This is a genomic window from Spiroplasma platyhelix PALS-1, assembly GCF_021496725.1.
Classification (GTDB): Bacteria; Bacillota_I; Bacilli_A; order Mycoplasmatales; family VBWQ01; genus Spiroplasma_D; species Spiroplasma_D platyhelix.
Genome location: NZ_CP051215.1, coordinates 339,481 through 364,181, shown reverse-complemented (window position 1 = coordinate 364,181; position 24,701 = coordinate 339,481). Strand labels below are relative to the sequence as shown.

The 24,701-nt window shown below is 25.9% G+C and carries 22 protein-coding genes; 9 read left to right on the top strand and 13 right to left on the bottom strand.

What is annotated here, in order from left to right; translation table 4 throughout:
- Positions 1-179: 179 nt before the first annotated feature.
- The 3 genes from SPLAT_RS01720 to SPLAT_RS01710 all read left to right on the top strand — a co-directional run bounded on the left by SPLAT_RS01720 (position 180) and on the right by SPLAT_RS01710 (position 4,549).
- The gene (locus SPLAT_RS01720; RefSeq protein ID WP_168104687.1) at positions 180-1,259 is read left to right on the top strand and encodes a hypothetical protein; all 1,080 of its coding nucleotides are present in this window, start codon (positions 180-182) and stop codon (positions 1,257-1,259) included.
- Between the two features lie 129 nt (positions 1,260-1,388).
- Complete coding sequence (gene leuS / locus SPLAT_RS01715; protein WP_168104686.1) at positions 1,389-3,827, top strand: leucine--tRNA ligase; 2,439 nt, start codon at positions 1,389-1,391, stop codon at positions 3,825-3,827.
- A gap of 11 nt (positions 3,828-3,838) precedes the next feature.
- Positions 3,839-4,549, top strand: coding sequence for a sugar phosphate nucleotidyltransferase (locus SPLAT_RS01710; protein WP_168104685.1), 711 nt, complete (start codon positions 3,839-3,841; stop codon positions 4,547-4,549).
- Positions 4,550-4,603: 54 nt separating this feature from the next.
- On the opposite strand, the gene SPLAT_RS01705 is transcribed toward SPLAT_RS01710, so the two are convergent.
- The 11 genes from SPLAT_RS01705 to tsaB form a co-directional block, all read right to left on the bottom strand.
- Positions 4,604-7,045, bottom strand: a complete 2,442-nt coding sequence (locus SPLAT_RS01705; protein WP_168104684.1) for an extracellular solute-binding protein — start codon at positions 7,043-7,045, stop codon at positions 4,604-4,606.
- Between the two features lie 3 nt (positions 7,046-7,048).
- Positions 7,049-7,996, bottom strand: coding sequence for a spermidine/putrescine ABC transporter permease (gene potB, locus SPLAT_RS01700; protein WP_168104683.1), 948 nt, complete (start codon positions 7,994-7,996; stop codon positions 7,049-7,051).
- Positions 7,996-9,048 carry a spermidine/putrescine ABC transporter ATP-binding protein gene (potA, locus tag SPLAT_RS01695; protein ID WP_168104682.1) on the bottom strand — a complete coding sequence of 351 codons (1,053 nt, stop codon included), beginning with the start codon at positions 9,046-9,048 and terminating at the stop codon, positions 7,996-7,998. The genes potB and potA overlap by 1 nt, the downstream gene beginning before the upstream one ends.
- A gap of 10 nt (positions 9,049-9,058) precedes the next feature.
- Entirely contained in the window at positions 9,059-9,595 is a 537-nt protein-coding gene (locus SPLAT_RS01690) for a helix-turn-helix domain-containing protein (RefSeq protein ID WP_168104681.1), read from the bottom strand.
- A gap of 146 nt (positions 9,596-9,741) precedes the next feature.
- Positions 9,742-10,560, bottom strand: a complete 819-nt coding sequence (locus tag SPLAT_RS01685; protein ID WP_168104680.1) for a Cof-type HAD-IIB family hydrolase — start codon at positions 10,558-10,560, stop codon at positions 9,742-9,744.
- A 101-nt stretch (positions 10,561-10,661) separates the two neighbouring features.
- Positions 10,662-11,591 (bottom strand): type I phosphomannose isomerase catalytic subunit, encoded by a 930-nt coding sequence (locus SPLAT_RS01680; protein WP_168104679.1) that lies wholly within the window; start codon positions 11,589-11,591, stop codon positions 10,662-10,664.
- 20 nt (positions 11,592-11,611) lie between these two features.
- Positions 11,612-12,166, bottom strand: a complete 555-nt coding sequence (locus tag SPLAT_RS01675; protein ID WP_168104678.1) for a hypothetical protein — start codon at positions 12,164-12,166, stop codon at positions 11,612-11,614.
- Positions 12,156-13,589, bottom strand: a complete 1,434-nt coding sequence (locus SPLAT_RS01670; RefSeq protein ID WP_168104677.1) for an AAA family ATPase — start codon at positions 13,587-13,589, stop codon at positions 12,156-12,158. Before SPLAT_RS01670 ends, SPLAT_RS01675 begins: the two co-directional genes overlap by 11 nt.
- A gap of 183 nt (positions 13,590-13,772) precedes the next feature.
- On the bottom strand, positions 13,773-14,222 hold the full coding sequence (locus SPLAT_RS01665; RefSeq protein ID WP_168104676.1) for a PTS sugar transporter subunit IIA: 450 nt from the start codon (positions 14,220-14,222) through the stop codon (positions 13,773-13,775).
- A 61-nt stretch (positions 14,223-14,283) separates the two neighbouring features.
- Positions 14,284-15,126 carry a MurR/RpiR family transcriptional regulator gene (locus tag SPLAT_RS01660; protein ID WP_168104675.1) on the bottom strand — a complete coding sequence of 281 codons (843 nt, stop codon included), beginning with the start codon at positions 15,124-15,126 and terminating at the stop codon, positions 14,284-14,286.
- Between the two features lie 50 nt (positions 15,127-15,176).
- A complete protein-coding gene (gene tsaB / locus SPLAT_RS01655) occupies positions 15,177-15,752 on the bottom strand; it encodes a tRNA (adenosine(37)-N6)-threonylcarbamoyltransferase complex dimerization subunit type 1 TsaB (RefSeq protein ID WP_168104674.1) in 576 nt (191 codons plus the stop codon).
- Between the two features lie 224 nt (positions 15,753-15,976).
- Here tsaB and SPLAT_RS01650 point away from each other — a divergent pair, with 224 nt between their 5' ends.
- The 4 genes from SPLAT_RS01650 (at position 15,977) to SPLAT_RS01635 (ending at position 20,941) form a co-directional block, all read left to right on the top strand.
- On the top strand, positions 15,977-16,798 hold the full coding sequence (locus SPLAT_RS01650; protein WP_168104673.1) for a hypothetical protein: 822 nt from the start codon (positions 15,977-15,979) through the stop codon (positions 16,796-16,798).
- A 103-nt stretch (positions 16,799-16,901) separates the two neighbouring features.
- Positions 16,902-17,909, top strand: coding sequence for a glycosyltransferase family 2 protein (locus SPLAT_RS01645; protein ID WP_168104672.1), 1,008 nt, complete (start codon positions 16,902-16,904; stop codon positions 17,907-17,909).
- A 28-nt stretch (positions 17,910-17,937) separates the two neighbouring features.
- Positions 17,938-18,627: an RDD family protein gene (locus tag SPLAT_RS01640; RefSeq protein WP_168104671.1), complete on the top strand. Its 690-nt coding sequence runs from the start codon at positions 17,938-17,940 to the stop codon at positions 18,625-18,627.
- Between the two features lie 97 nt (positions 18,628-18,724).
- Positions 18,725-20,941 (top strand): ATP-dependent helicase, encoded by a 2,217-nt coding sequence (locus SPLAT_RS01635; RefSeq protein WP_168104670.1) that lies wholly within the window; start codon positions 18,725-18,727, stop codon positions 20,939-20,941.
- A 293-nt stretch (positions 20,942-21,234) separates the two neighbouring features.
- On the opposite strand, the gene SPLAT_RS01630 is transcribed toward SPLAT_RS01635, so the two are convergent.
- Positions 21,235-21,711 carry a hypothetical protein gene (locus SPLAT_RS01630; RefSeq protein ID WP_168104669.1) on the bottom strand — a complete coding sequence of 159 codons (477 nt, stop codon included), beginning with the start codon at positions 21,709-21,711 and terminating at the stop codon, positions 21,235-21,237.
- Positions 21,712-21,813: 102 nt separating this feature from the next.
- Positions 21,814-23,055 carry a hypothetical protein gene (locus SPLAT_RS01625; RefSeq protein WP_168104668.1) on the bottom strand — a complete coding sequence of 414 codons (1,242 nt, stop codon included), beginning with the start codon at positions 23,053-23,055 and terminating at the stop codon, positions 21,814-21,816.
- Between the two features lie 191 nt (positions 23,056-23,246).
- Here SPLAT_RS01625 and SPLAT_RS01620 point away from each other — a divergent pair, with 191 nt between their 5' ends.
- On the top strand, positions 23,247-23,909 hold the full coding sequence (locus SPLAT_RS01620) for a diadenylate cyclase (protein WP_168104667.1): 663 nt from the start codon (positions 23,247-23,249) through the stop codon (positions 23,907-23,909).
- A gap of 18 nt (positions 23,910-23,927) precedes the next feature.
- Positions 23,928-24,692, top strand: a complete 765-nt coding sequence (locus SPLAT_RS01615) for a type III pantothenate kinase (RefSeq protein ID WP_168104666.1) — start codon at positions 23,928-23,930, stop codon at positions 24,690-24,692.
- Positions 24,693-24,701: the final 9 nt, after the last annotated feature.

Genomic DNA, 24,701 nt, shown 5'->3' with positions numbered 1-24,701 from the left:
ATTAAAAATGTATCTTATAAAAGAGATACATTTTTTTAATTATTAAAATTATTCTAGATTTAAATTAGAGTCATATTTCAAAATTTTTCATCGATATCATATTTCATTTAAATAAAAAAAATATCTATATAATAAAAAAGGACAAAATATAGAGTTTGTTTTAAAGGGAGATATAACAGATGAAGATAAATATCAATTTTAAAAAAATATTAACAACACTTGGATTAATAAGTGTTTTTGTACCATCATCATTGAGTGTTGTAGCTTGTGGAGCAAGTAAAACATTAGAAAATGTTGATAGCAATACAGTGATTGAAACTATCAATAATATTGAAGATTTAAAAATCAATATTTCAGAAAATGAAGTAACTGAAACAATATTCAATGTTTTAAATAATGTTGACAAAGGACTTTCAATAGCAATTGCTAAGCATGATATTATTAATTTTGACAAAAATTTATTTAAACTTGATACTGAAAATATTTACACTGATATAGAAAGAAATAATAAAGTAAAAGAAGATCAGAAAATTGAACTTACAACATATTATTTTCAATTTAGTTATGCTAATAAAACTAATAATGCTATAGTTCCTGTAACTATTACTAATCGAGAAAGAGAAGTTGTTACTGCAATTAATCATGTTACTTATGGTATAGGTGTTGTACTTGGTACAACAGTAAAAAAATTGCAAGAAGCAATTAATTTTAATTTTATTAAGAGTTCATTAAATAGTAATATTCAAATTATTTTTAATGCTAGTTTATTTCATTTAAATAAAATTATTATTGCTGGACAAGAAATAACAGATGAAGATTTAAATGAATTTGGGTTAATTAATGCTGAAATTAGTTATAATTATGGCATGATTGAAAATCAAATTACTACTTTAAAAATTAGTAAAAAATTACCTGAAGTAACAAAAGAAGAATTTATAAAAATTGCAGAAGAACGAAGTAAAACTGATCCAATAGTGTTTACAATTAAAACTAAACAGCCTGGCGATTATAATTATTTACCAGCAGTGTTACAAATAATGAGAACTGCAATTTATACTGAATTTTTAAATACTTATCAATTAAGAGTTGATATTACTAAGTTAAAAATGGAAGACATCCATAGTGATGAAATGAATCCTGTTAGATTTAGCAATTCATGATTTAATCAAGAAAAATATTTCAATGCTATAGGTTCAACAAAATATGATGGATTATCAACTGGTCCAATTAATATTATCTTTGATGTAGTAAAACGCTAATTTATTGATTTAAAAAATGTATTCTTTCATTAGAATACATTTTTTAATTATTAAAATTATTCTAGATTTAAATTAAAAGCCCTTAAAAAATTATGATATGATTTTTATAGAAATATTTAAGGAGTACTAATGAGTTATCCCTATAAAAAAATTGAAGCAAAATGACAAAAGTATTGAAGTGCTAACAAGACTTTTCTTAGCAATCTTGATGACATTAAAAAACCAAAAATGTATCTGTTAGATATGTTTCCTTATCCTTCAGGGAATGGATTACATGTGGGTCATCCTAAGGGTTATTGTGCAACAGATATTATTAGTCGCTTTAAAATCATGCAAGGTTATCAAGTACTGCATCCAATTGGTTGAGATGCTTTTGGTTTGCCTGCAGAACAATATGCTTTAAATACTGGCAATAATCCTGAAACTTTTACGAAAACAAATATTGATAATTTTCGTAAGCAACTGCAAAAAATTGGTTTTACTTTTGATTATACAAAAGAAGTAAATACAACTGATCCTAATTACTATCGTTGAACACAATGAATTTTTATTAAACTATATCAACAAGGCTTAGCTTCTTTAGAAGATGTTGAAGTAAATTTTTGTCCTGAGTTAGGGACAGTACTTGCTAACGAAGAAATTATTAATGTTAATGGTAAGATGGTTTCTGAACGTGGACATTTTCCAGTGATTAAAAAACCAATGCGTCAATGAGTACTTAAAATTACTCATTATGCCGAGAAATTATTAAAAGGTTTAGATAAATTATATTGACCAAATTCAGTTAAGGAACTACAAAGAAATTGAATTGGTAAAAGTAATGGAGCAATTGTTAATTTTCCAGTAGCTAATCAAAATGAGATTGTTCAAGTCTTTACATCACAAGTAGATACTATTTTTGGAGTAACTTTTCTTGTCATCAGTCCTGAACATCCATTAGTGCACCATCTAACAACTGCAAAATATTATAAAGATGTCGAAAAATATATCTTAGCTGCTAAAAGTAAAACTAATTTAATGCGTCAAGAAGATAGCACTTTAAAAACTGGTGTCTTCACTGGTAGCTATGCAATTCACCCACTAACAAAAGAAAAACTGCCAATTTGAATTGGTGATTATGTTTTAAATAGTTATGGTACAGGAGCAATTATGGCTGTACCATGTGGAGATCAAAGAGATTTTCTTTTTGCAAAGAATCATAAATTAGAAATTAAATGAATTTTTAGTACAAACGATAAAACAAAAGCCTTTACAGGCGAAAAAAGTTATATTAATTCTAAATTTATTAATAGTTTATCAGAACAAGAAGCAAAACCCAAAATGTTAGCAGAACTAACAACTTTAAAAGTAGCTCAACCACATATTAGTTATAAATTAAGAGATTGATTATTTTCTCGTCAACGTTACTGAGGTGAACCATTTCCAATCGTTTATTGAGAAGACAACACCATCACAACGTTAGATGAAAAAGAACTGCCGTTAATACTACCAAAAATTGCTAATATCAAACCATCTAAAGACGGATTAGCTCCTTTAGCTAATGCTAAAGCTTCATGATTAGAAGTAGTAAGAAAAGATGGAGTTAAGGGTCGCAGAGAAGTCAACACTATGCCACAATGAGCAGGTAGTTGCTGATACTATTTAGCTTATTTATTAAAAAAAGATAATAATGGTTATTATGATTTTAATAGTAAAGAAGCAAAAAAACGTTTCAAACATTGGCTACCAGTTGATTTATATGTTGGTGGACAAGAACATGCGGTATTGCATTTGTTGTATGCTCGATTCTGACATTTAGTACTATATGATTTAAAACTTGTTCCAGTTGCTGAACCTTTTATGAAATTAGTCAATCAAGGGATGATTCTAGGACCTAATAATGAAAAGATGTCTAAATCTAGAGGAAATGTCATCAATCCTGATGACATTATTGAAAAATATGGTGCTGATACTTTAAGAGTTTATGAAATGTTTATGGGTCCAATCACTGCGTCTCTACCGTGACAAGAAAATGGTCTTGTTGGAATTTATAAATTCTTAACTCGTATTTATCGTTTATTTACTGATGAACAGTATCAAACAAAAATTAGTCAAGAAAATAATCATACTTTAGATTACATCTATCATCAGACAGTAGCTAAAGTAACAAAAGATATTGAGAACTTAGATTTTAATACAGCAATTGCTCAATTAATGATTTTTATCAATCATTGCTACAAGAGTAGTACTATTTATCAAGACTATTTAGTTAACTTTTTAAAACTATTAAATCCTTTTGCTCCTCATTTAAGTGAAGAATTATGATCACTACTAAATCAAAAAGATAGCATTTCACATGCTGAGTGACCAAAATATGATAAGAAATTCTTAATAAATGAAAAAGTAACAATTGCTATTCAAATCAATGGCAAAACAAGAGTAACTCTAGAAATAAATAATAATTTATCACAAAAAGAAACTTTAGAATTAGTAGAAGATAACCCTAGAGTACAAGAATACTTGAAAAAGAAAACAATCATCAAAAAGATTTGTATTGTTAATAAAATTGTTAACTTTGTTGTTAAATAATGGAGAAAAAAATGAAAGTTGCTGTTATTTTTGCTGCAGGAGCAGGAAGAAGATTAAATCCACTAACTCAAACAATTCATAAGTCACTAATTAAAATTGATGAGTTACCTTTAATTGAATACTTAATCAATAATTTATTAACTTTAAAAACTTTAAAAGAAATTATTGTTGTGACAGGATATCGCCATGAAGACTTTTTATATTTAAAAGATAAGTATCTTAATTTAAAAATAATAATCAATCAAGACTATCAAACACATAATAGTGCTTATGTTTTATCTTTACTACCAAAAGATATCTTTGAACATGATTTATTCTTTATTTCTGGAGACTTTGTCATGAAAGAAAACTGCTTTAGTGATCAAATTAATGATAATGTTATGGCAGCTTTGAAAAGAGTTAACACAAAAGAAGATTGAAGCTACAAGTTAGATCAATCAGGCAACATTGTTGGTCTTGAAAAGAATACCGAATTCAATAGTTTATTAGCAAGTGAATGAAGTCACATCAATCACGAATGAAGCAAAAGAATTGCTAGTAATTTAAACAATGAACAAGAATTAGCAATTTTAAGAAGAACTATGATTGGTCAGTATTTAATTAATCGTAGCTTAAAAGATAAAGTAAGTTTGAAACCTTATCTATTAGCATATAATAGTTTTTGAGACTTAGATGATCAACATGATTTAGAACGAATTAAAAAATATTTTCATTCATCATAATTAAAAAGGAGCAATTTGAATTGCTCCTTTTTAATTAAATTATAATTTTTTTATTTATCTAAGTCACATCATCACAACAATGAAGAGAATAATAATTATTAGCACTACTGCTAATTCAATTAGTAAGACTGTAATATTATTTGATCCTTGTCGAGCTAACAATTTATTATATTGATCTTGCATGTAAGGATCAAAGCCACGGCGATACAGGCCATTATAGTATCCAGCAGGTTTTGATGAATTGTCTACAGGAGCAATTTGTGTAGCTCCAGGTTTGTATACATTTTCTCAGTTTGTTCCTGGATGAGTTTGGCTTACTTCATCAATTACTGCTTGAACAGGAGAAGTGTAACCAAATTCTTCACTTAACTCAATTTGAACATCATGTTTTAGAATATATTTAATAAAGTTATAAGATAAATCTTGATTTTTGCTTCTTTTACTAATTACCATATCATCATTTCAAACATTAACACCCATATAAGGGCGAGCAATAGTGTAGTTAGTGTTAGCAAAATCTTGACTCATTGCTGCTAGTAAATCACCATTATACATATAAGCAATGTCTCAATTGCTTGGAATTGCTACTGTATCAACAATTTCATCACTTTGAATTTTAGTATTAGGACTATGAATAATTGGTTTTAATCATTCAGCGACATCATCAATTTCTTTATTGCTGTGAGCATTAACATAATCAGTAAAATCATTACCTTCTTGCTTAATAGCACCTGTACCAGTATTTTCGTCTCATTGATTTTGATAGTGATAAGTTACTAATCCTAACATGAAAAGATTATGCATATCATTATTTAGAACAATTCTTTTTTGTTGGTTGACAGCTGTTTGCAAGATATCTCAGTTAACCTTAGTAGGATCAGAAACTCCTAACTCTGTTAGTAAATTAGGATTTTGCACAGTATTGAAAACTAACACTAAATCACCCCAAAAATATGGAATGGCATATTGTGATAAATCTTTTTCTTGACCTTTTTCTGGACCACTAGTAAGACTAAATTTATAATTTTTCATCATTTCAACTAAAGTTGTGTTAAGTTCTAAATCACCTAATTTACTCTGATCTAATTCTAATAAACGATCTTCACTTGCTAATTGAGCAATCATATAATCACTTGGTACCATAACATCATAGTCAGTTGTAGCTAATTTAGCATATAATGTTTCATTATCTTCATAAGTAGTATATTTCACCTTAACATCATATTCATCTTCAAAACCTTTTAAAACTTCAGGAGAAATATATTCACCTCAATTAGCAACTGATAAATCATAAGTATTACTTTCAATATAAAAGGCTAAAGTTCCAGCAAAAACTCCAACAACTAAAAAACTAACTAAAATTAATTTTCATGGTCAACGTAAAAAACGAAATTTTTCTCTTCTAATTCTTGAATGTCTTTCACTAATACGTTTTTTAGTGATAATACGCTTTTTAATTTGATGAACTCAAACTTGTTCTTTATTCAATTTTTTTTCTAAACTAAGAATTTTTTTAACAATATTTTTATTTTTGTTGACAAGGTTTTCATAATAATTAATATAATAAAATTCTTCTGCATCAGAAATTGGACGAAATAAAATATTTTTCTTTGATTTTCGTTTGCTTAATTTAACTTTATTTAGTAATAGATAATTTTTATTTAAATTTTTTTCTAATTTGATAATACGTTTATCACGATAAGTTTCATTCATAATTCTTTCATTACGAGTATGAATTTGTTTCTTAGTAACTTTATAACCATTTCAAGAAATAATAATTAACGCAATAATAATGATTATGATTGTTGAAAACGCATTAATATAAGGTTTAATTCGTTTTAAAGAATAAATATAAGTTGAAAGATTAGCAGAATTACCCCCAGTAAAATAAGAAATAATAAAATCATCAAAACTCATAGCAAAAGCTATCGCAGCTCCTGCGATAATTGCTGGCTTAAGCGTTGGAAAAACAACTTTTCTTAATGTGTATCATGATGAAGCTCCTAAATCTTGACTTGCTTCTAATTGCTCATTATTAATTGTTTTAATTTTAGGCATGACAGTGATGATCACATAAGGAATATTAAAAGAAATATGAGCTAATATTAAAGTTACAATGCCAAAATTAAAAGCAAAAGCCATAAATAGCAACATTAAAGAAACAGCAGTAACAATATCAGCATTTACTAAGGGAATATTTGTAATTCCTAAAGTCATGTTACGAGTTAATTTACTTGTTCTACTTAAACCTAAAGCAGCAAATGTTCCAACAATTACTGCAACAAAGGTTGAAATGAAAGCAACTAACAAAGTAACACTAAGTGATTGTCACAAAGCTGTTTGGCTAAATAAATCAGCATATGCTGATCAACCTCATCCTTGAATATTTCGAACTGATGAACCGGTATTAAAAGAAAAGACCATCAAAACAGCAATTGGCAGATATAAAATTAAAAAGATAATAGCTAAATAGCTACTTTGAAAAAACTTTTTCATTACTTAGTCCCAAATTTTCTTTCCAGTTGCTCAACGACCTAATAGTTTTAAAACAACAATAATAATTAAAACAATAATTCCTAAAATAACTGATATTGCTGCACCAAGCGCAAAATTGGCGCCCCGATAGAAATAGGATTCGATAATATTAGAAATCATGACACTCTTGCCACCACCAATATATTTAACAACAATCAAAGAAGTCATGGCGCTTAACATCATTAAAGTAAATCCAGAAAATACTCCAGGAAGAGAAAAACGAAATGTTACTTTTCAAAATGTTTTAGTTGAAGAAGCCCCTAAATCTTGACTTGCTTCTAAAAGATTATGATCAGTTTTTTCTAATGAATTATAAATTGGTAGAATCATAAATGGCAAAAACATATAAGTCAGAGCTAAAATAATTCCTACTGGTGTTCCAATTAAAATATCTTCACCAACAATTGCAAATACAATTGAAAGACCAATTGTTCGAAGCAACATATTAATTCAAATTGGTAGTGTCACTAAAATTCAAACATTTTTTGAAACTAACTTACTAACTTTAAAAGCCATGATATATGCAACTGGATAACCTAATAAAGCAGCAAGAACAGTAGCAAAAAAACTATAAATAATGGAATTAACTAAAACTAGAACAAAACTAGATTCAGAAAAGAAATCATTAAAATTATCAAATGTAAAGCGGAAAATGAAAGCATTATTTGTTGCTTGAATTATTGAATATAGAAGAACAATTAATAAAGGTAAAACAATTAAAATAATCATCAAAATAATATATGGATAACTTAAACTAGCTCAAGATTTAAAACGAAAATGAGTTGCTTGAGCTTTAATTTTAGCTTCATATTTCTTTAATTTGCGCATTAACTTATGATTTTTTCTTTTGCTAGGTTGTTTTTTAGTAGTTTTTTTTGGTTCTTTTTTTACTTTATCAGTATTTTTTTTCACTACTCGTCAATTTCCTTTCACATAACATGAATGTCTTCAACATTTCATTTTAAACTAACAGTCTCACCAACTCCAAAATAATCAGTTGAATGAATTAATCATCTTCTTTTTTTAACTGCTACTAAAATTTCTCAAACAACACCTTTAAAAATAATACTCTTAACAACACCATTAAAATAACCATGATCTTCTTTATCTAAATCCACATCTTCAGGACGAATGATGATATCAATATTTTTTTCATCATTACCAAAACCACGATCTGCACATTTAAATTTCTTGCCATCAAATTCAACTCAATAATCTTTTAAAAAAGTAGCATTTTCAATCACATTAGAACTACCAACAAATTGTGCTGTTCATTTATTTTCTGGCTCATTATAAATATCTTGTGAACTTCCAATTTGTTGAATTTGTCCATTATTCATTACTACAACACGATCAGACATAGTGAAAGCTTCTTCTTGATCATGAGTAATAAAAATAAAAGTAATTTCAACTTCTCTTTGAATTTTCTTTAATTCTAATTGCATTTGTTGACGTAACTTTAAATCTAATGCAGCAAAAGGCTCATCTAACAATAAAATTTTTGGATTTAACACTAAAGCTCTAGCTACAGCTACTCTTTGCTTTTGACCACCAGATAAATCATTAATATCTTTATCTTCAAAACCTTCCAATTTTACTAAATTTAAAGCTTTGATCACTTCTTTTTTAATTTTATCTTTATTTATTTTTTTTAATTTCAAACCATACGCAATATTATCAAATACATTTAAATGAGGAAATAAAGCATAACTTTGAAAAATAGTATTTACTTGTCGCTTATGAATTGGAATTTTAATTAAATCCTTGCCATTGAAAAGAATTTGACCATTATTTGGTTTTTCAAAACCAGCAATTAAACGCAATAATGTTGTTTTGCCACAACCACTTGGGCCTAAAATTGTTAAAAATTCTCCTTCATGAATATTTAAACTGATTCCTTTTAGGATAATTTTCCCATCATATTCTTTTGAAACATTACGTAGTTCCAGAATGTTATCAGCCATCTAAGTCTCCTTAAAAAATTGGTGGATTTGAAATTCAAAGAATTTCAGTATGTTTATTAGTAGGATTTTCTAGATAATGCTTAGCATCACCTTTGATATAGAATGATTCAGTTTCATTGATTTTACTATTTTGATGACCATAATGAACAATGACTTGACCAGTCAAAACATAACCAAAAATTTGTCCTTGAAAAGGATTAATTATTTGAGAGGTGCCAAAAGGTTTTAAAGTCATAATGATTGGTTCTAAATTTAATTTTTGTGCATTAGGAATTAACCACTTAACTTGATATTTTTCTTCATCTAAAATGCTAACTTCATGATTTTTAAAAACAAACTTCTTTTCAATTTCATTTTCATTAAAAAAATCAGACAAACTCAAATCATAAACTTCTAAAATTGTAATCAGAGTGTCAATACTTGGTGAAGATAAATCATGTTCTAACTGGCTGATAAATCCTTTTGATAAGTCACAACGATCAGCTAATTCTTGCATTGTTAAATTATGTTTAATTCTTAAGTTTTTTAACTTTTTTCCAATTTTCATTTTTTTAATTCCTCAACTTAGTTTACTTATTCTAAACTTTTAGTTTTATAACAAATAAATTATACATAAAAAAAACAGAAATAAAGAAATAATAATATTTTTTTTAAAACTAAAAAAAGTAGCAAAATATTTTGCTACTTTTTTGTTTAACTTTTTGAGATATAATGTTCAATTGCTCGACAAACTCCATGATTATCATTATTAGGAGCAATCCATTCACCATAACTTTTAATTGCTTCATGAGCGTTATCCATCACAACAGGATGACCAACAACTTCAAACATTGTCAAATCATTAAAACTATCACCAATTGCTAAAGCATCTTGCACGTCAATCTTTAAATGCTGACACAATCAACTAATGGCAGTTCCTTTACTAATGTCTTTATTACCAATTGAGAAAACATTAGTATGATATTGTACGATTGTTAGGTCAGGAAATTTTGTTTCAAAGTCAGTTATGAATTGTTTTATTTTGTTACTATCTCAGTATTGCTCTAAAATCACAAGAACTTTTGATACATTTTCTTCAATGTCATTAAAAGTAGTAATTTGTTTAATTGAAATATCTAAATGCTCTAATCACTTACCTCATTTTGAATACAATCTGTTGACATACATATGATTCAAAGCACCAAAATTTAGTAATAAATCAGGATGATAATTTAGTAATCATTCTGCTAATTTACTAGCAACTTCATGATTTAATTGCGAAAGATAAATTCATTTGTTATCTTTAAATGATCAAATCTCTGCTCCATCATTTCCAATTGAGTAACCGTGATGTTGATCAGCTTTAATTATCTTTGCTACTTTTAGCGCATTAGTACCATATCTACCTGTGTTGACAACAACGGGAATATTTTCTTGTTGAGCTTTCATACAAGCATTAATGTTATCTTGACTTACATTGCCTCAACTATCTAATAAAGTACCATCAACATCAGTAAAAATTATTTTAATCATAGAAACCTCTATTTTCTTTTTTAAGATAGTTTATTTTATTATAAACTAATCTGCAATAAATAAAAATTCTAAGAATTTAATTCTTAGAATTTTTTAAATATTTAACAGTAACTTAACATCACTAACATTTCACCTTGTAACTCAAAACTATTGTAGCCATTAACTAAAATAAATGAATCACCCAGTTTAATATTAGTTGTATCAATTGTTCCTTGTCCTTTTAAGACTGAAACTTGTAGTCATTTTGCTTCTGGAAAGTGATAAGATTGCTTATCTTGATTAGCAATCTTAACTAACTTAAAGAATTGGTTGTCAACTAAATAATCATCATGACCATTTGCTTCACTACTATTTTGATCAGGACAAACAATTATATCTTTAGCTTCTTTTAAATGTAAGTCTCTACTGTCACCACTTTTATCAACACGATTGTAATCGTATAAACGATAAGTGATATCTGAGGATTGTTGGAGTTCAAAGACTAATGTATTTGCTAGTAAACCATGAATTTTTAATGAAGGAACATAAATAAATTGATCTTTTGCTATTGTTAGATAATTTAGTAATTGATCAAATTTATTTTCATCTAACCATTGCATTAATTGTTCTTTCGTTTGAGCATGATGACCATAAACTACTTTTTGTCCTGAAGAACAATCTAAAACATATCAACATTCTGTCTTACCATAACTTAGATGATGCTTTTTAGCATACTTATCATCAGGATGAATTTGAACACTCAAATTATCGCTAACATCAAGAATTTTTGTTAGTAAAGGATACTCTTTTTCTGTTGGAAAACCAAATAATTGTGGTTGATCTTGATACAATTGTTTTAAGCTGTAACCTTGAAATTCACCATTCAAAACATAACTCATACCTTGCTCAAGACCACTAATTAGTCATGCTTCTCCAATTAAAATATTTTCTGGGAAATCAAAATTAAATTGTTGCTTTAATTTTTGATTACCTCAAATCTTTTCAACAAAAGCTGGCTTTAAAAATATTATTTCTTTAACAGAGTGACTCATACAATCCTCTTTATATCTTTTTATTTATAATTTAAAAATTCATTTATTTTTTCATTAAATAAGCTCATTGTTTGACATTGTAAATTAATTTCTGGACATTTTCTTTTTGCTTGACTTTCAATATTATAGATTAATAAGTTTATTCTTTGTCTATTTGATGGAATTGGATTACATTCAAAAATAAGAAATGTTAAATAATTTTCATATCATATATGAAAATGAGATAAAATTTTTTTCATACCTGCAAACTTATTAATCATATCAGGAATACTTTTCCTTGGTTTTAAATTTTTTTCATTTCTATATCTAAATTCTATTAAATTTAATCGATAACTAGATTTAACTAAATCATAAGATAAAGTTATAGCATCATGAGATGCAGGAAGCAAACAAGATTTGTCTTTACTATATTTTATAGCAAGGTCATCACCAGATAATGCGTATTGTTCATTATTAAGTAGTGGTTCTGTTATTTCGCCTGTTATAGAATGTTTACTTCGTGATAATTGAGCCATAGATTTTTTAAAATTATTAAATAAACTATCATATGTATTAAAATCAAAATTAAGATTCATTTTTTAATAAACTATTTGTATTTTTATTAGTAGATCATTTATACTTTAGTCTATCTAATTCATCATATGGTTCAATTAACAATTTTAAAATTCTTTCTGGACTTTTATAAGTTTTTATTACAGAATTTCCATTACTTTTTAAGTCTAAAAGATTGAAGTTTACTTTTAAATCAAAAAGTTCTTGATTATATTTAATATATGAATATACTGATTCAATAATATAAGGACTATGTGTAGCTAATATAATTTTACATTTTGTTAATTTAATTAATTCAAATATCATTTTTATATATAAATGTTGTCATTTGGGATGAAAAGAATTTTCTGGTTCATCAAAAATTACTATTTTATTCTCGTCGAAAATTCCAGAATAAATTAATAACTTAAAATTTTCTAAATTTACTAAACCTTGTGACATATTTACAATCTTAAATTCTATTCCATCCTTTTCCACTGTTCCTTTTGAATAATTAATTTGAGAATTAGTATTAAATTCCTTTTTAATTTGTGTAATTAATTCAGAAAATTTTGCTATTGTAAATTTATCTGAGGAAATAGAATCATTTGATTTTCTAATTTTAAAATTAGCATCAATATTAAAATTAAAATCTGAAAATGAATATAAATTATCATCATGAAATCTATGATAAAATTTATTATCAATAAGATTTGTTAAATTATTTATATATGTAATATCTCTAATTGTTTCTCTAAAAATTGTTTCATTAGTAATTTTAGATATATTTTCATCATCAATTTCAATTTCAATATTTTTATTTTTATCTTTAATAAAAATTTTAGATTTATCATTTAAAAAATATTTATTTTTAATTGTTTCATTTTTAAAATTTACATTTAAAATTGCTTGATTAATAAATTCTAAATTATTTTTTTTAATTAAATTTATTGTAGACGACATTAATTGAGATATTTCCTGAATATTTTCAATTAATCTTTGTCTCCTATCTTTTATTAATAAAGTTGGATTATTAATTTTTATGCCTTCTTTATTAAACGTATTATTTAATGTTTTTAGAATATTCTCAATTTCATTATTTAATTCTTTTATTTTTTTAATTGTTTCATCATAATTATTCTTTTCTTTTTGAATTAAAATATTTTTTAGTTCTTCAAATTTTTTATTTATATCCAAAAAAAATTTATTTTCTTTATCATCTCTTTTAATTGTTTTATGCATTCTATAAAAATAATATTCATATCTTGAATCTCAATTAACTAAAATTTCTGTTAATGGTCTAAGCGCCAAAGAAATTTTATCTGCATTAATTATCTTAATGATTGAATAAATAACTTTATTTAAAAAACTTTTGCCTGTATCATTTATACCCGCAATTAATGTTAAATCTTCTAATTTGATTTCACTTTTTTTAAAAGGACCAATATTAGTAAGTTCAATTTTCATACTTAACCTTACCTCCTAATTTAAAAACTATATTTATTATATGCGTGAATTAGAGATTTTTGACATTTTTTTGATTATATTTTTTAAATTAAAAACGTCTAATAATTAGACATTTTTAATTTTTTATATTACATTAACATTTTCATTTAAAGAATGATTCATTACTTACTATAGCCTAATTTCTTAGCCCATTAGTTCCTTTAAAATTTTTTCTTTATCTTTTGAAGTACTTAATACTTTTTGTACTTCTGGTTTAATAATTCTTTGTGCAACTTTAGAAAGTAATTCTAAGTGAGTATCACTTGCTTTATCTAAAGGTACAATTAAGGCAATAACAATCTTAACTGGATTACCATCAAGAGCATCTCATTCAACGCCATCTTTTAAACGAAGGAAGAAAATACCTGGTTTTTTAATATCGTTGTTACGAGCATGAGGGATAGCAAATCCGTCACCAAAACCTGTACTTGATTCTTTCTCTCTTTTATAAAATGCTTTAATTAATTTCTTTTCTTTATTAATAAAATTTAGTTCTTTTGCTACACTAGCAATTTTAATAAAAGTTTCTTTTTGTGAACTTTCATCAATATCAAGAAAAATTTGTTCAGGCTTTAAAATCTGATTCTTTTCCATGTATATTCTCCTTATTAATTTTTTTCTTTTTACACACTAATTATAATTGAAAATCATTAAATTAACTTATTTTTTTAATAACTTTATTAGCCTTTAAGTGGTTATTTAAATATCATTCTTTCTCTGGTAATTTTAAGAAATAAGTAACAATTAGATCATTGAAATAGGCCATAGCAAATAAAGGAGAAATTAAAACTTCTTTTTCTTCATATAAACCCGATGAAATAATTGTAAAAATTCAATCAGCATAGTCATTTAAGATTGACTTTTCTTGTGAGGTAATCGCAACAACAACTGCTTGATTATCTTTTGCAATTTGAACTGCTCTTCTAATTACTTCTGTTTTTCCTGATAAAGAAAAAACAACCAAAATATCATTCTTTTGCAAAACTGAACAATGAATTAAAAGGCTATCATCATCTTTATTCAAACAAAATGCTTTCAATCCTAAACGATGTAACTTCCCAGCTAAATCTTCTGCTCCTAAAGCAGATTGACCAACGCCAGTAACATAAATTGTTGACTGCTGATTTTTATTAATTCAAAAAATAAACTTTTGAAGTTTTTGATAGTCAATTGTTGCATCGTTTAAATCTAGTAATCTACGATAAGTTTCTTTTAGAATACTGTATTCACCAAAGAATTCTTGATTTAATGCTTTGTATGTGTTTTCTTCTGCAGCTATGTTAATAATAAATTCATGATAACCACTAAAACCAAGTTTCTTAATCAAATTGTAAACAACACTATAGCCAACATTATTTGCTTTTGATAAAGCGCTAATTGTAACATTATTCATGTTTTGACTATTAGCAGTAATATAGTTAATAAGAATTTTCTCTTTCTTAGTAAAACTACTTTGTTCTTTTGATACCCGTACTCAAAAGTTATTATATATAGACATAATTTCTCCCTTACTTAAATCTATCTTTTGTATATAAAAATTATTGAAAATTAATTAATAAAGTTATCCCCCAGATATAAAGGTTGCAATTCTTCAAGTTTATTTATATCTTTTGCATTTTCTTGCAAAACTAAAAAATTAGCAACAATATCAACATCTTGAAAGTCACTAACTACCTGATATCCCTGTAAGTCACTAATAATCCCTTGCTTAGCATCTTCAGTTACTAATTGAGTAGTAATGATCTCTTTACCTCGATCATAAACTGCTAAATAACTTTTATTGTTGTATCCACTAAGGATACTAATTGTTTTTTGTAATCCAGCTTGTAGCAGCAAACTGTTGATTACAAAAATTTTAATTCTTGGATTTAAAACTGATAGCGTCTTAGCAAAAGTAATTGCAACTCTGACACCTGTATAACTACCTGGTCCATTGGTAATCATCACTTCATCAATTTCTTTCAAAGATATTTTTATTTTTGTTAAAATTTCATCAATTGTTTTTAAAGCTAATTCAGTTTGCTTTTGAAAAGCAGGTTTTGAATAACTTGCTAAAACCTGATCATCTTTTGTCACAACAATTGTTAAAATAGCCCCTGATGAATCCAAATATAACTTATACACTCTTTCCTCCAACCCGAAGTTATAAAAATCATTCGTTTTCATTTTATCCTTACTAAGGATTTTAAAATTTCTCTTATAATCATATCATTATTATTTTTTCCTAACATAAAAAATTCTCTCTAATTCAATTAAAAAATGTTAAAATAGTTCCTACGAATCTAAATTTATAATTTACTAAATAATTTTTCCTCTTATTTTTTAACATATAGAAGGAGATAGTTTCTATGCAATTACATACTAACAAAAGAAAACATTATTTAATCCTTACCTTAATGTTTTCAGTAATTATTATCACATCCATTGCTTTAATAATTCAATTTATTAGTTCAGCAGTTGAATCTGTTGAAATAAATTCAGCAGTTGAAAATCCTAACAATTTATGAGTTGCTTCTGGACCATGAGCAAGAATCTGAAACTCTTTATCAACATTTACAATCCAAAGCAATATCTTAGTTCTAGTATTTTTTCTTTTAGTTTTAGTTAATTATCTAATGAAAACAAAAGTTAAATGAGTAAATAGTTATTTCAATCTTGCTACAACTGTTTACATCACAATTACAATGATTATCTTTTGAGTAGCGTTATTTAAACCCCTACTTGAAACAACTAACTTTCAAACAACATTTGGTGTCCTTAATTTTATTAATACATTTTTATTACATCTAATTACACCTGTTCTTGCTATTGTTTTTTACTTTCTAACAGCAGGAAATCAAAAATGAGCGGGAAGAACTACTGTTATTAAAGCTCTACCAGCAACTATTGGTTATATGTTTGCTTACTTAGCATATGCTTTAATCAAGGGTAGTTTTGTTGGCCAAATTAAAATTAAAGAAGATACTACTTTTGTTGATTATTCTTATCCATATTTTTTCTTGAATATTAAAGAAAATCTTGGTACTTTCTTTTTATACTTCTTTATCATCTTAATTTTATTTTTATTTCTTTTTGCCATTTATTATTTTTACAATAATTGAAAATATCAAAAAAACCATGCTCAAAAAATAGAAAATAAAAAAGAACTACTTAAAGCGATATTATTCTAATATCGCTTTTTTTATTTATTTATCATTTTAAAATTAATAAAAATTAAAGATTTTAGTTCAATGTTATAATTATCTACATATAGTAAAGAAAGGTGTAAAAACCATGGAAATTAGTTTTATTGTTACAACAAATAATAATGATGAATCAAAATATGTCTTACAATTTTTATCTAATATTTTTAATATCAATGATAAAAATTTTGAAATAGTACTTGTTGATAATTCGTTTTATTACAGTGATTCTTTAAAAATAATCAATGAATATTTCATTTTGTATCCTAATCAAATTCAAATTATCACTAGCTACAAACCATTAGATATTTCAGCAAGTAGAAATTTAGCAATTAAAATTGCCAAAGGAAAATATCTAGTCTTTTTACATCCAACTGAACTAATAAGTCCCAACTTTTTTTCAACTATTAAAGAAATTTTAAAAAAGAATCATAGTTTAGATTGTATTGAATATTCTGTTAGTTATTTTTGAGGATTAAAGTATGCTTTTGAATCAACAGTAAGATTAAAGCCAAATAAAATTTATAATCTTAAAGCTACAGAAGATAAAGAAGTTTATGCCTTAACTTCTCCTTTACTTTCAACAAAACTATTTAAAAAAGAAATCATAACTAAAAATGATATTACTTTTCGTCGATCATTACAATTTGATAGTTACTTTGTTTACGCATTTTTAGCACATGCTGAAACTTTTTATGCTGTTGACAAAATCTTAATCAACAATGAAGTTAATATTATGATGTACGACAATAGCTTTGAATTAGTAAATCAATGAGTTCATATTTTAAATTACTATAATAATAATCAATTGAAGAAAAAACTAAATAAAGAATTAGAATATGCTTTTGTTCGCTATGCTTTATTTAGTTTTCTACTAAGTCTTGCTAGTAGTAAGAATCCACAACTATTACAAAAAATGTATGATTATGTTAAGGATTATATTACTCGTAGATATAAAAATTTTACTACTAACCCTTACTTAAGAGATAAAGCTGCAAAAGATGATGATTTTCCAATGGTTGCTAGAGATTTAAGCAAATTCTTTAAAAAATATTTCACTGATAACAAACTAAAAGATGACTCACGCTTTTGAGAATAATTGAAAAATATGGTATTATTAATTAACTATGAATAAAGAGTTTGAAACTTATTATCTTGCTAAGACATGAAAAAGAATTACAGCACGAATAATTGATATTATCATTGTTAGCTTAATTCCTGGAATTATTACTTTAATTTGATTTTTGATTGATAAAAGTTCAGTTAATAATTGAAAAGCATTATTAATCATGATGCTATTTAATTATCTTCTTTTTACTTTATATTTTGTTATTATCCCATGAAAATTTAATGGCCAAACATTAGGAAAAAAAATGTTTGCCATTAAATTAGTTCAAGAAAATAACGACAAAATTTCTTTAAAAAATATTTTAATCAGAGAAGCAATCTTAGTTTTTATTCCAATTACACTAACTATGGTAGCTATTTTGTTAAGCAGTATTTTCTTACAAAGTAATGTTGCAGAAATTGATGATAAGACAACTTCTGGCTTTTGAATTAGTGTTTTAGTACGCATTATTTATAGTTTTATATTTGCTTGATACTTAGGAATCATGATTACAACAAAAGTTGATAAAAAACATCAATTATTTTATGATCGTAAATTTAATCTTTACGCAATTAATAAGAATCCATTACTTAAAAAACCTAGCCCTCAAGAAACTAAGGAAAATCCTAATCTGATTCACATTCATTTAGGAACAAAACAACCAGGAAATATCAGTCAAGAAGAATTAGATGAAATTAAAAACTTATAATTGATAAAAATAAAAACTAAAAAGTAACTAAATATCATTTTATAATTTGCTATAACTATGATAAATTATAAAAAAATAGACCACTTAAGGAGTAACAATGGAGCAAAATAGTTTAATAAAAGAATTAAATGATAGCCAATTAGCAGCTATTCTTTATAATGAAGGACCTTCAATTATTGTTGCTGGAGCAGGTGTAGGAAAAACTAAAGTCTTAACACATAAAATTGCTTATTTAATTACAGGATTAAATGTTAGTAGTGAAAGAATACTAGCTGTAACCTTTACTAACAAAGCAGCAAAAGAAATGAAAAATAGAGTTAGTCAACTATTAAATAATGACAGAAATAATGTCAGAATTTTTACCTATCATGGACTTTGTGCTCAAATTTTAAGAAGAGAAAGTCAGAATCTAAATATTAATAACAACTATAATATTATTGATACCAGTGATCAAAGACAAATTTTAAGAGATATCTATCAACGTGATTTTAATCATAAACCAGAAGCAAGTGAAATAAAAATGCTAATTCACTTTATTTCAGAATGAAAAAATCATCATCTAACAAAAGAAGATGTAATCCATGATTATACTGAGCAAGAAACTTGAGTACTTCGTGCTAAAGTTTATGAAAGATATCAAGAATACCAAAGACAAAATAATTGTCTTGATTTTGATGATTTACTACTTTTAGTTGCTCAACTTTTTAAAGAATTCCCTAATATTGCTAGCAAATGACAAAACAAATTTGACTTTGTTTTAGTTGATGAATTTCAAGATACTAACAATTTACAATATGAAATTCTTTTAAACTTAGTATCAAAGAAACAAAACTTAACTATTGTCGGTGATCCAGATCAAACAATCTACACTTGACGTGGCGCTAATATTAATCTAATTTTAAAGTTTACTGAGAAATTTCCTCAAGCTGAAACATTCATTTTAAATCAAAACTATCGTTCAACATCAAAAATTTTAAATGTTGCCAATAGTTTAATTACTAACAATGAACAAAGAATTGCCAAAAACTTATTTACTAAAAATAATCTTGGTGAAGATATTATTGTTTATCATGCAGTAAATAGTACACAAGAAGCTAATTGAGTTGCAAATGTTATTAAAAAAATTAGTTTAAAAGAAAATATCAAATTGAACCAAATTGCTGTTTTATATCGTAACAATTATTTATCAAAAGATTTAGAGCAAGCTTTTATCAATCATAATTTAAATTATCGTATTGTTGGTGGTTTTAAATTCTTTGAAAGAAAAGAAATTAAAGATATCATCGCATATTTAAAAGTAATTGCCTGAAATGATAACTTATCAATGATTAGAATCCTAAATGCAACACCAAAAATAGGTGCTAAAACAATTGAAGGTCTATTATCTCAAGCTAACGAAAATAACCTAACATTAAGTGAGTATCTCTTTTTATTCCAACATAATCTGACAAAAAATCATAAACTTTATTTGCAACCTCTGATTAATTTAATTACCGATTTTAAAGAAAAAACTAATGAAGTAACTTCATTACATCAAATGGTTTCTAAATTATTGCAAGATACTGAATATTTAAAAAAATTAAAAGATCAATTTGAAAATGAAAGAATTGAAAACATCAAACAATTTTTAGAACAAATAGTTGAGTTTGATAGTAAAAATGAAAATTTACAAGGTGAACTATTGCTCACTACTTTTCTACAAGAAATTAGTCTCTACACTGATTTAGATGAAGATAATGACATTGAAGCAATTAACTTTATGACAATTCATAGTGCTAAGGGATTAGAATTTGAAGTTGTTTTCATCATTGGATTGAATGAAGGTATTCTGCCTGGACTTACTAATCCAACAATAAATTTATCAACAAAAGAAAAAATTAAACTAGAAGAAGAAAGAAGACTCTTTTATGTTGCCATCACTAGAGCAAAAAGATTTTTATTTGTTTCAAGTGCTAGTGGCTATTCTTACGTTTTAAATAACCATCGTGTGCCTTCTCGATTTTTTGAAGAACTAGACTTTCAATATTTAAAGGTCATTTCTTCTAATAGAACTCAAGAAGAGAATCAAGAAAAGTTCTATCCCAAAAACTATAAGTTTAATAAAATTGTTTCACGAATAAATTCAAAAGAGTTAAATCAGTCAACAAACTCAGAGAATCCTTGAAAAATTAGTGATCTGCTAACTCATGAAATCTTTGGTAGTGGTGTGGTAACAAAAATTATTGGTGACAAAATTGAAGTTGCATTTCATAAAAAAACTGGAGGAATTAAAATCCTTAGTGCTAGTCATCCGTTAATTAAAAAAGTAATTTAAAAAAAATAAAAGCATCGATTAATTCGATGCTTTTATTTTGAGATTCATTTTTTATTTGCAGCAGTTTAATTTTACATTTACTTGTTAAGTAGTTTCATTAATACACGGAAGAACAAGCAATAATACAATACTAATACTTATTAAACGTAAATTAAATTTGCTTTCCTCTTAGCAATTAATGACCTAAATCCCAAAAGAATCTAAATTTTTATTATAGCTATCAAAGTGTCACATATAACCATAACAAAATTATTTTAAATGTTTATTAAACAAAATACAAATATTTTATTTAATTAATTTCAACTATGAGTTGAAGCTGTTAATTTTGTTGGCATAATTCATCCACCAAATCTAATTAATATACCATTTCCTTCATCTGCTTTATCAAGAATATGAACTTCTAATTTTAAAATAACATTAATAATATCTGAAATAGATCCAATTTTTTCTTTTAAACTTGGAATTTTTTCTATAACATCAGATACAATATCTAAAATATCATTTACACTTGCACTACCAGAAATAATATCTTGTGTTAGTTCATGATTAAATTCTAATCTTCAAACTCCACCAATTTTTTCAGCTAATGTTTTAGGTCCTTCAGCATTAACTTTTCAATTTTCTGAAACATAAATATTAGTTTCTTTTAAAACTCCTATATGATTTGTTTCTACTATATTATTTTGAACTTGTGAATTTATTACTACTGTTGTTGAAACACCAGAAGTAATTAAAGCAGCAGCTCCTATCATAGTTAGTATTCTTTTCATAATAAAACCCCCTTAGTTTTAATACTATTTATTATAATATCTAATTCCTCAAATAAATAAAAAATTCTTGAGTTAACTCAAGAATTTTTTAATTCACAATACTTATTTCTTTTTCTTCTTTTTTTCTTTCTGCGCTTTTTGTGATTCAAGTTTTAATTTATTACGTTTAATTTCTTCAATCTCAGCAACATCAGTAATGATATTAAATAAGTGATAAAGCATATATTTTTTTTCTTTTTCTTTTTCATAATGTTGTTCAAAAAACGTTGTAGCTTCATCAATTTCTGTCATCAATTTATAAGCCTGACTAGTGTTAATTGCATTCTTTGCAAATGGTACTTTGATTAAAGTAGGTAATTGTGTAACAAAAGTATAATCTTCTAAACCTTTTTGTTTTTGTGAGTAATAGAAGATACGATAAGCAGTAACTCGAGCATTAATTGTTTTAATTGCTTTCATAATAGCACTAACTTGAGTGTTCAACATGTTACGAATTAAAATTGTTAACATTACTGTAATTGTTCCAATTGGGAATAGCACTGATAGAATTAAATCTAAATTTACTCCAAATTCGTTGGCAAAAACAACTTTCAAAATGTTGAAAGTATTTTGAATTATTATGATAATAGCAAATAAAGCAAAATTAGGTGCCTTTCATCATTTATGTTTTACTAAAACTTCAGTTTTGATTCTTAAGACATATCAGAAGAAATAAGAAACTAGAACTAAGATAGTTCCATATGCTAAAGCAACAAGTGTTGATAAGAAATTAAAGAAACTGAAAACAATTGCTAAATTAACAATAAAATTTAAATACATTTTAATATCATAAATTACATAATCATTGTGATATTTAATAACTAAACCATGACGCTTTTCAAAGTGTGCACGATGATAAATTCTAACAATAACAATGATATAAAAAACAAAACCAATAATTGCAATTAGTGCTGTAATAAAGATATAAGAATAAGCCAAATTAATATTATTTAATCTTTGCGTTCAAGCAGCTCCTCAATCAGAAACTGGTGCACTTGAAGCAGAAAAAACAACAAAAGTCATTAAAGAAAAGTCAATCAAAGGATATTTAATATCCATTAATTGCTTATACAATGTGGTCTTTTGAGCTTGATCATTACTATTTGCAATTTGATCCAAAATAGCATTAACATTATTATCACTGTTAACTCGTGCTCGTTCAACACTAAACATAACAACAGCTGCAACTAACAGTGCAATAAAAATTAATCAAAAAAAGCTTAAAATAAAATATTGTAGTCCCAAAACTTTTGGTGAATGGATATTAAATATCGCATTATCACTAGCAGTTTTATTTTTACCCATTAGTTAAATTCCCCCTATTTTTAAAATAAATTTTTCAATATGTTTCAATTATATCATTCTTCAAAAAAACATTAATTAATATGAAAATATGATAACAAAGATTTATTTATTGTTTTCTTTATCTATTTTTTATTTTTTATTTTATAATTAAGAAAGATAATGAAAAATTATTTAAGAAATGGTGGCAATCAATGAATACTATTTTACCAATCTTAGTTGTTGACAATAATTACATAGCTAAAGAAGTAGCAATCTTAGCAGGAATTGCAATTGCATTAGAATTAATTATTTTACTTTTAGTGGTTTTTCTAGTAATTTTTAAAAATAAAAAAGGTTGATGAATCATCAATCGTAAATCTCATATGACCGTTCTTGGATCTTCAGAAAAAAGAATGTTATCTAGTTTATTGTCTGAAGCAATTATTAAACTATCAGAAGAAAAAACTGGAGCTTTAATTACAATTGAAAGAAGCATGCCACTAAATCAATACGTTGATTTAGGAATTAAAATTGATAGTGAGGTTAGTCCTCAATTATTGCAATCAATCTTTTACAAAGAATCTCCCTTACATGATGGAGCAGTAATTATTCGTTTAGGAAGAATTGAATGTGCTTCAACTTATTTTCCTCTAACTAACAAGAAAATTTCTAGTCAATATGGCAGCAGACATCGTGCTGCTCTAGGAATATCTGAACTAACTGATTCAGTTTCAATTGTTGTTAGCGAAACTACTGGCGCAGTTTCAATTGCTCGAGATGGTAAATTCTTGCAAGTAGAAAATCTTAATAATTTAGTAAGAACATTATTTGATGAACTTGCATCAAGTAAAGAAATGGCCAACCAACTACAATAAAGAAATAAGGTTGAAATGATGATTTTATTAATTGACATTGGCAATACACTAACAAAAATTGCTTTAGGTGATGAAAGCAATAATAAACTTTCTTTCATCAAAGCAATTGATACTCAAAATCATAATTGAGAAAAAACAATGCAAAAAATTTCTCTAAGTAAAAAGACAAAAGTTGAAAATGTTGTTATTTGTAGTGTTGTACCAAAAAAATTACCAATCATTAGCAAAATAATCACAACAATTTTTAAATTTAAACCAATTATCCTTAACTACAACACAATTAAATTCCTACCAATAAAAGTTGATGCAAAATATACAGAAATCGGCAGTGATTTAATTGCGTTATCAATTGCTAGTCATCATCTCTTTGATAGTGCCATCACAATTAGCTTAGGAACAGCTACAACTTATTGCATCATCAAAGATAGCATCTTAAAAGGCGTAGTTATTGGCCCTGGTTTCACTAGTGCTAAACTATCTCTATCTAATGCTGCTGCACAAATTAAACCCTTTCAAGTTGCTAAATATCAATCAGTTTTAGGTAACTCAACTAAACATGCTTTAAGTATTGGTTATGGTAACGGATTTAATTACATGATTGATGATACAATTAAAGTAATTAATAAAGAATTAAAAACAAATTTAAAAGTAATTGTTACTGGTGGTAGTTTTGAAGAATTAAAACCTTTTCTAACATTCAAATATCAGTATCAAGATAACCTTGTTCTGCAAGGTTTGATTATTATTTACCAAATCTTAAAGAAAAATAATAAACTTAAATAATAAATTTAA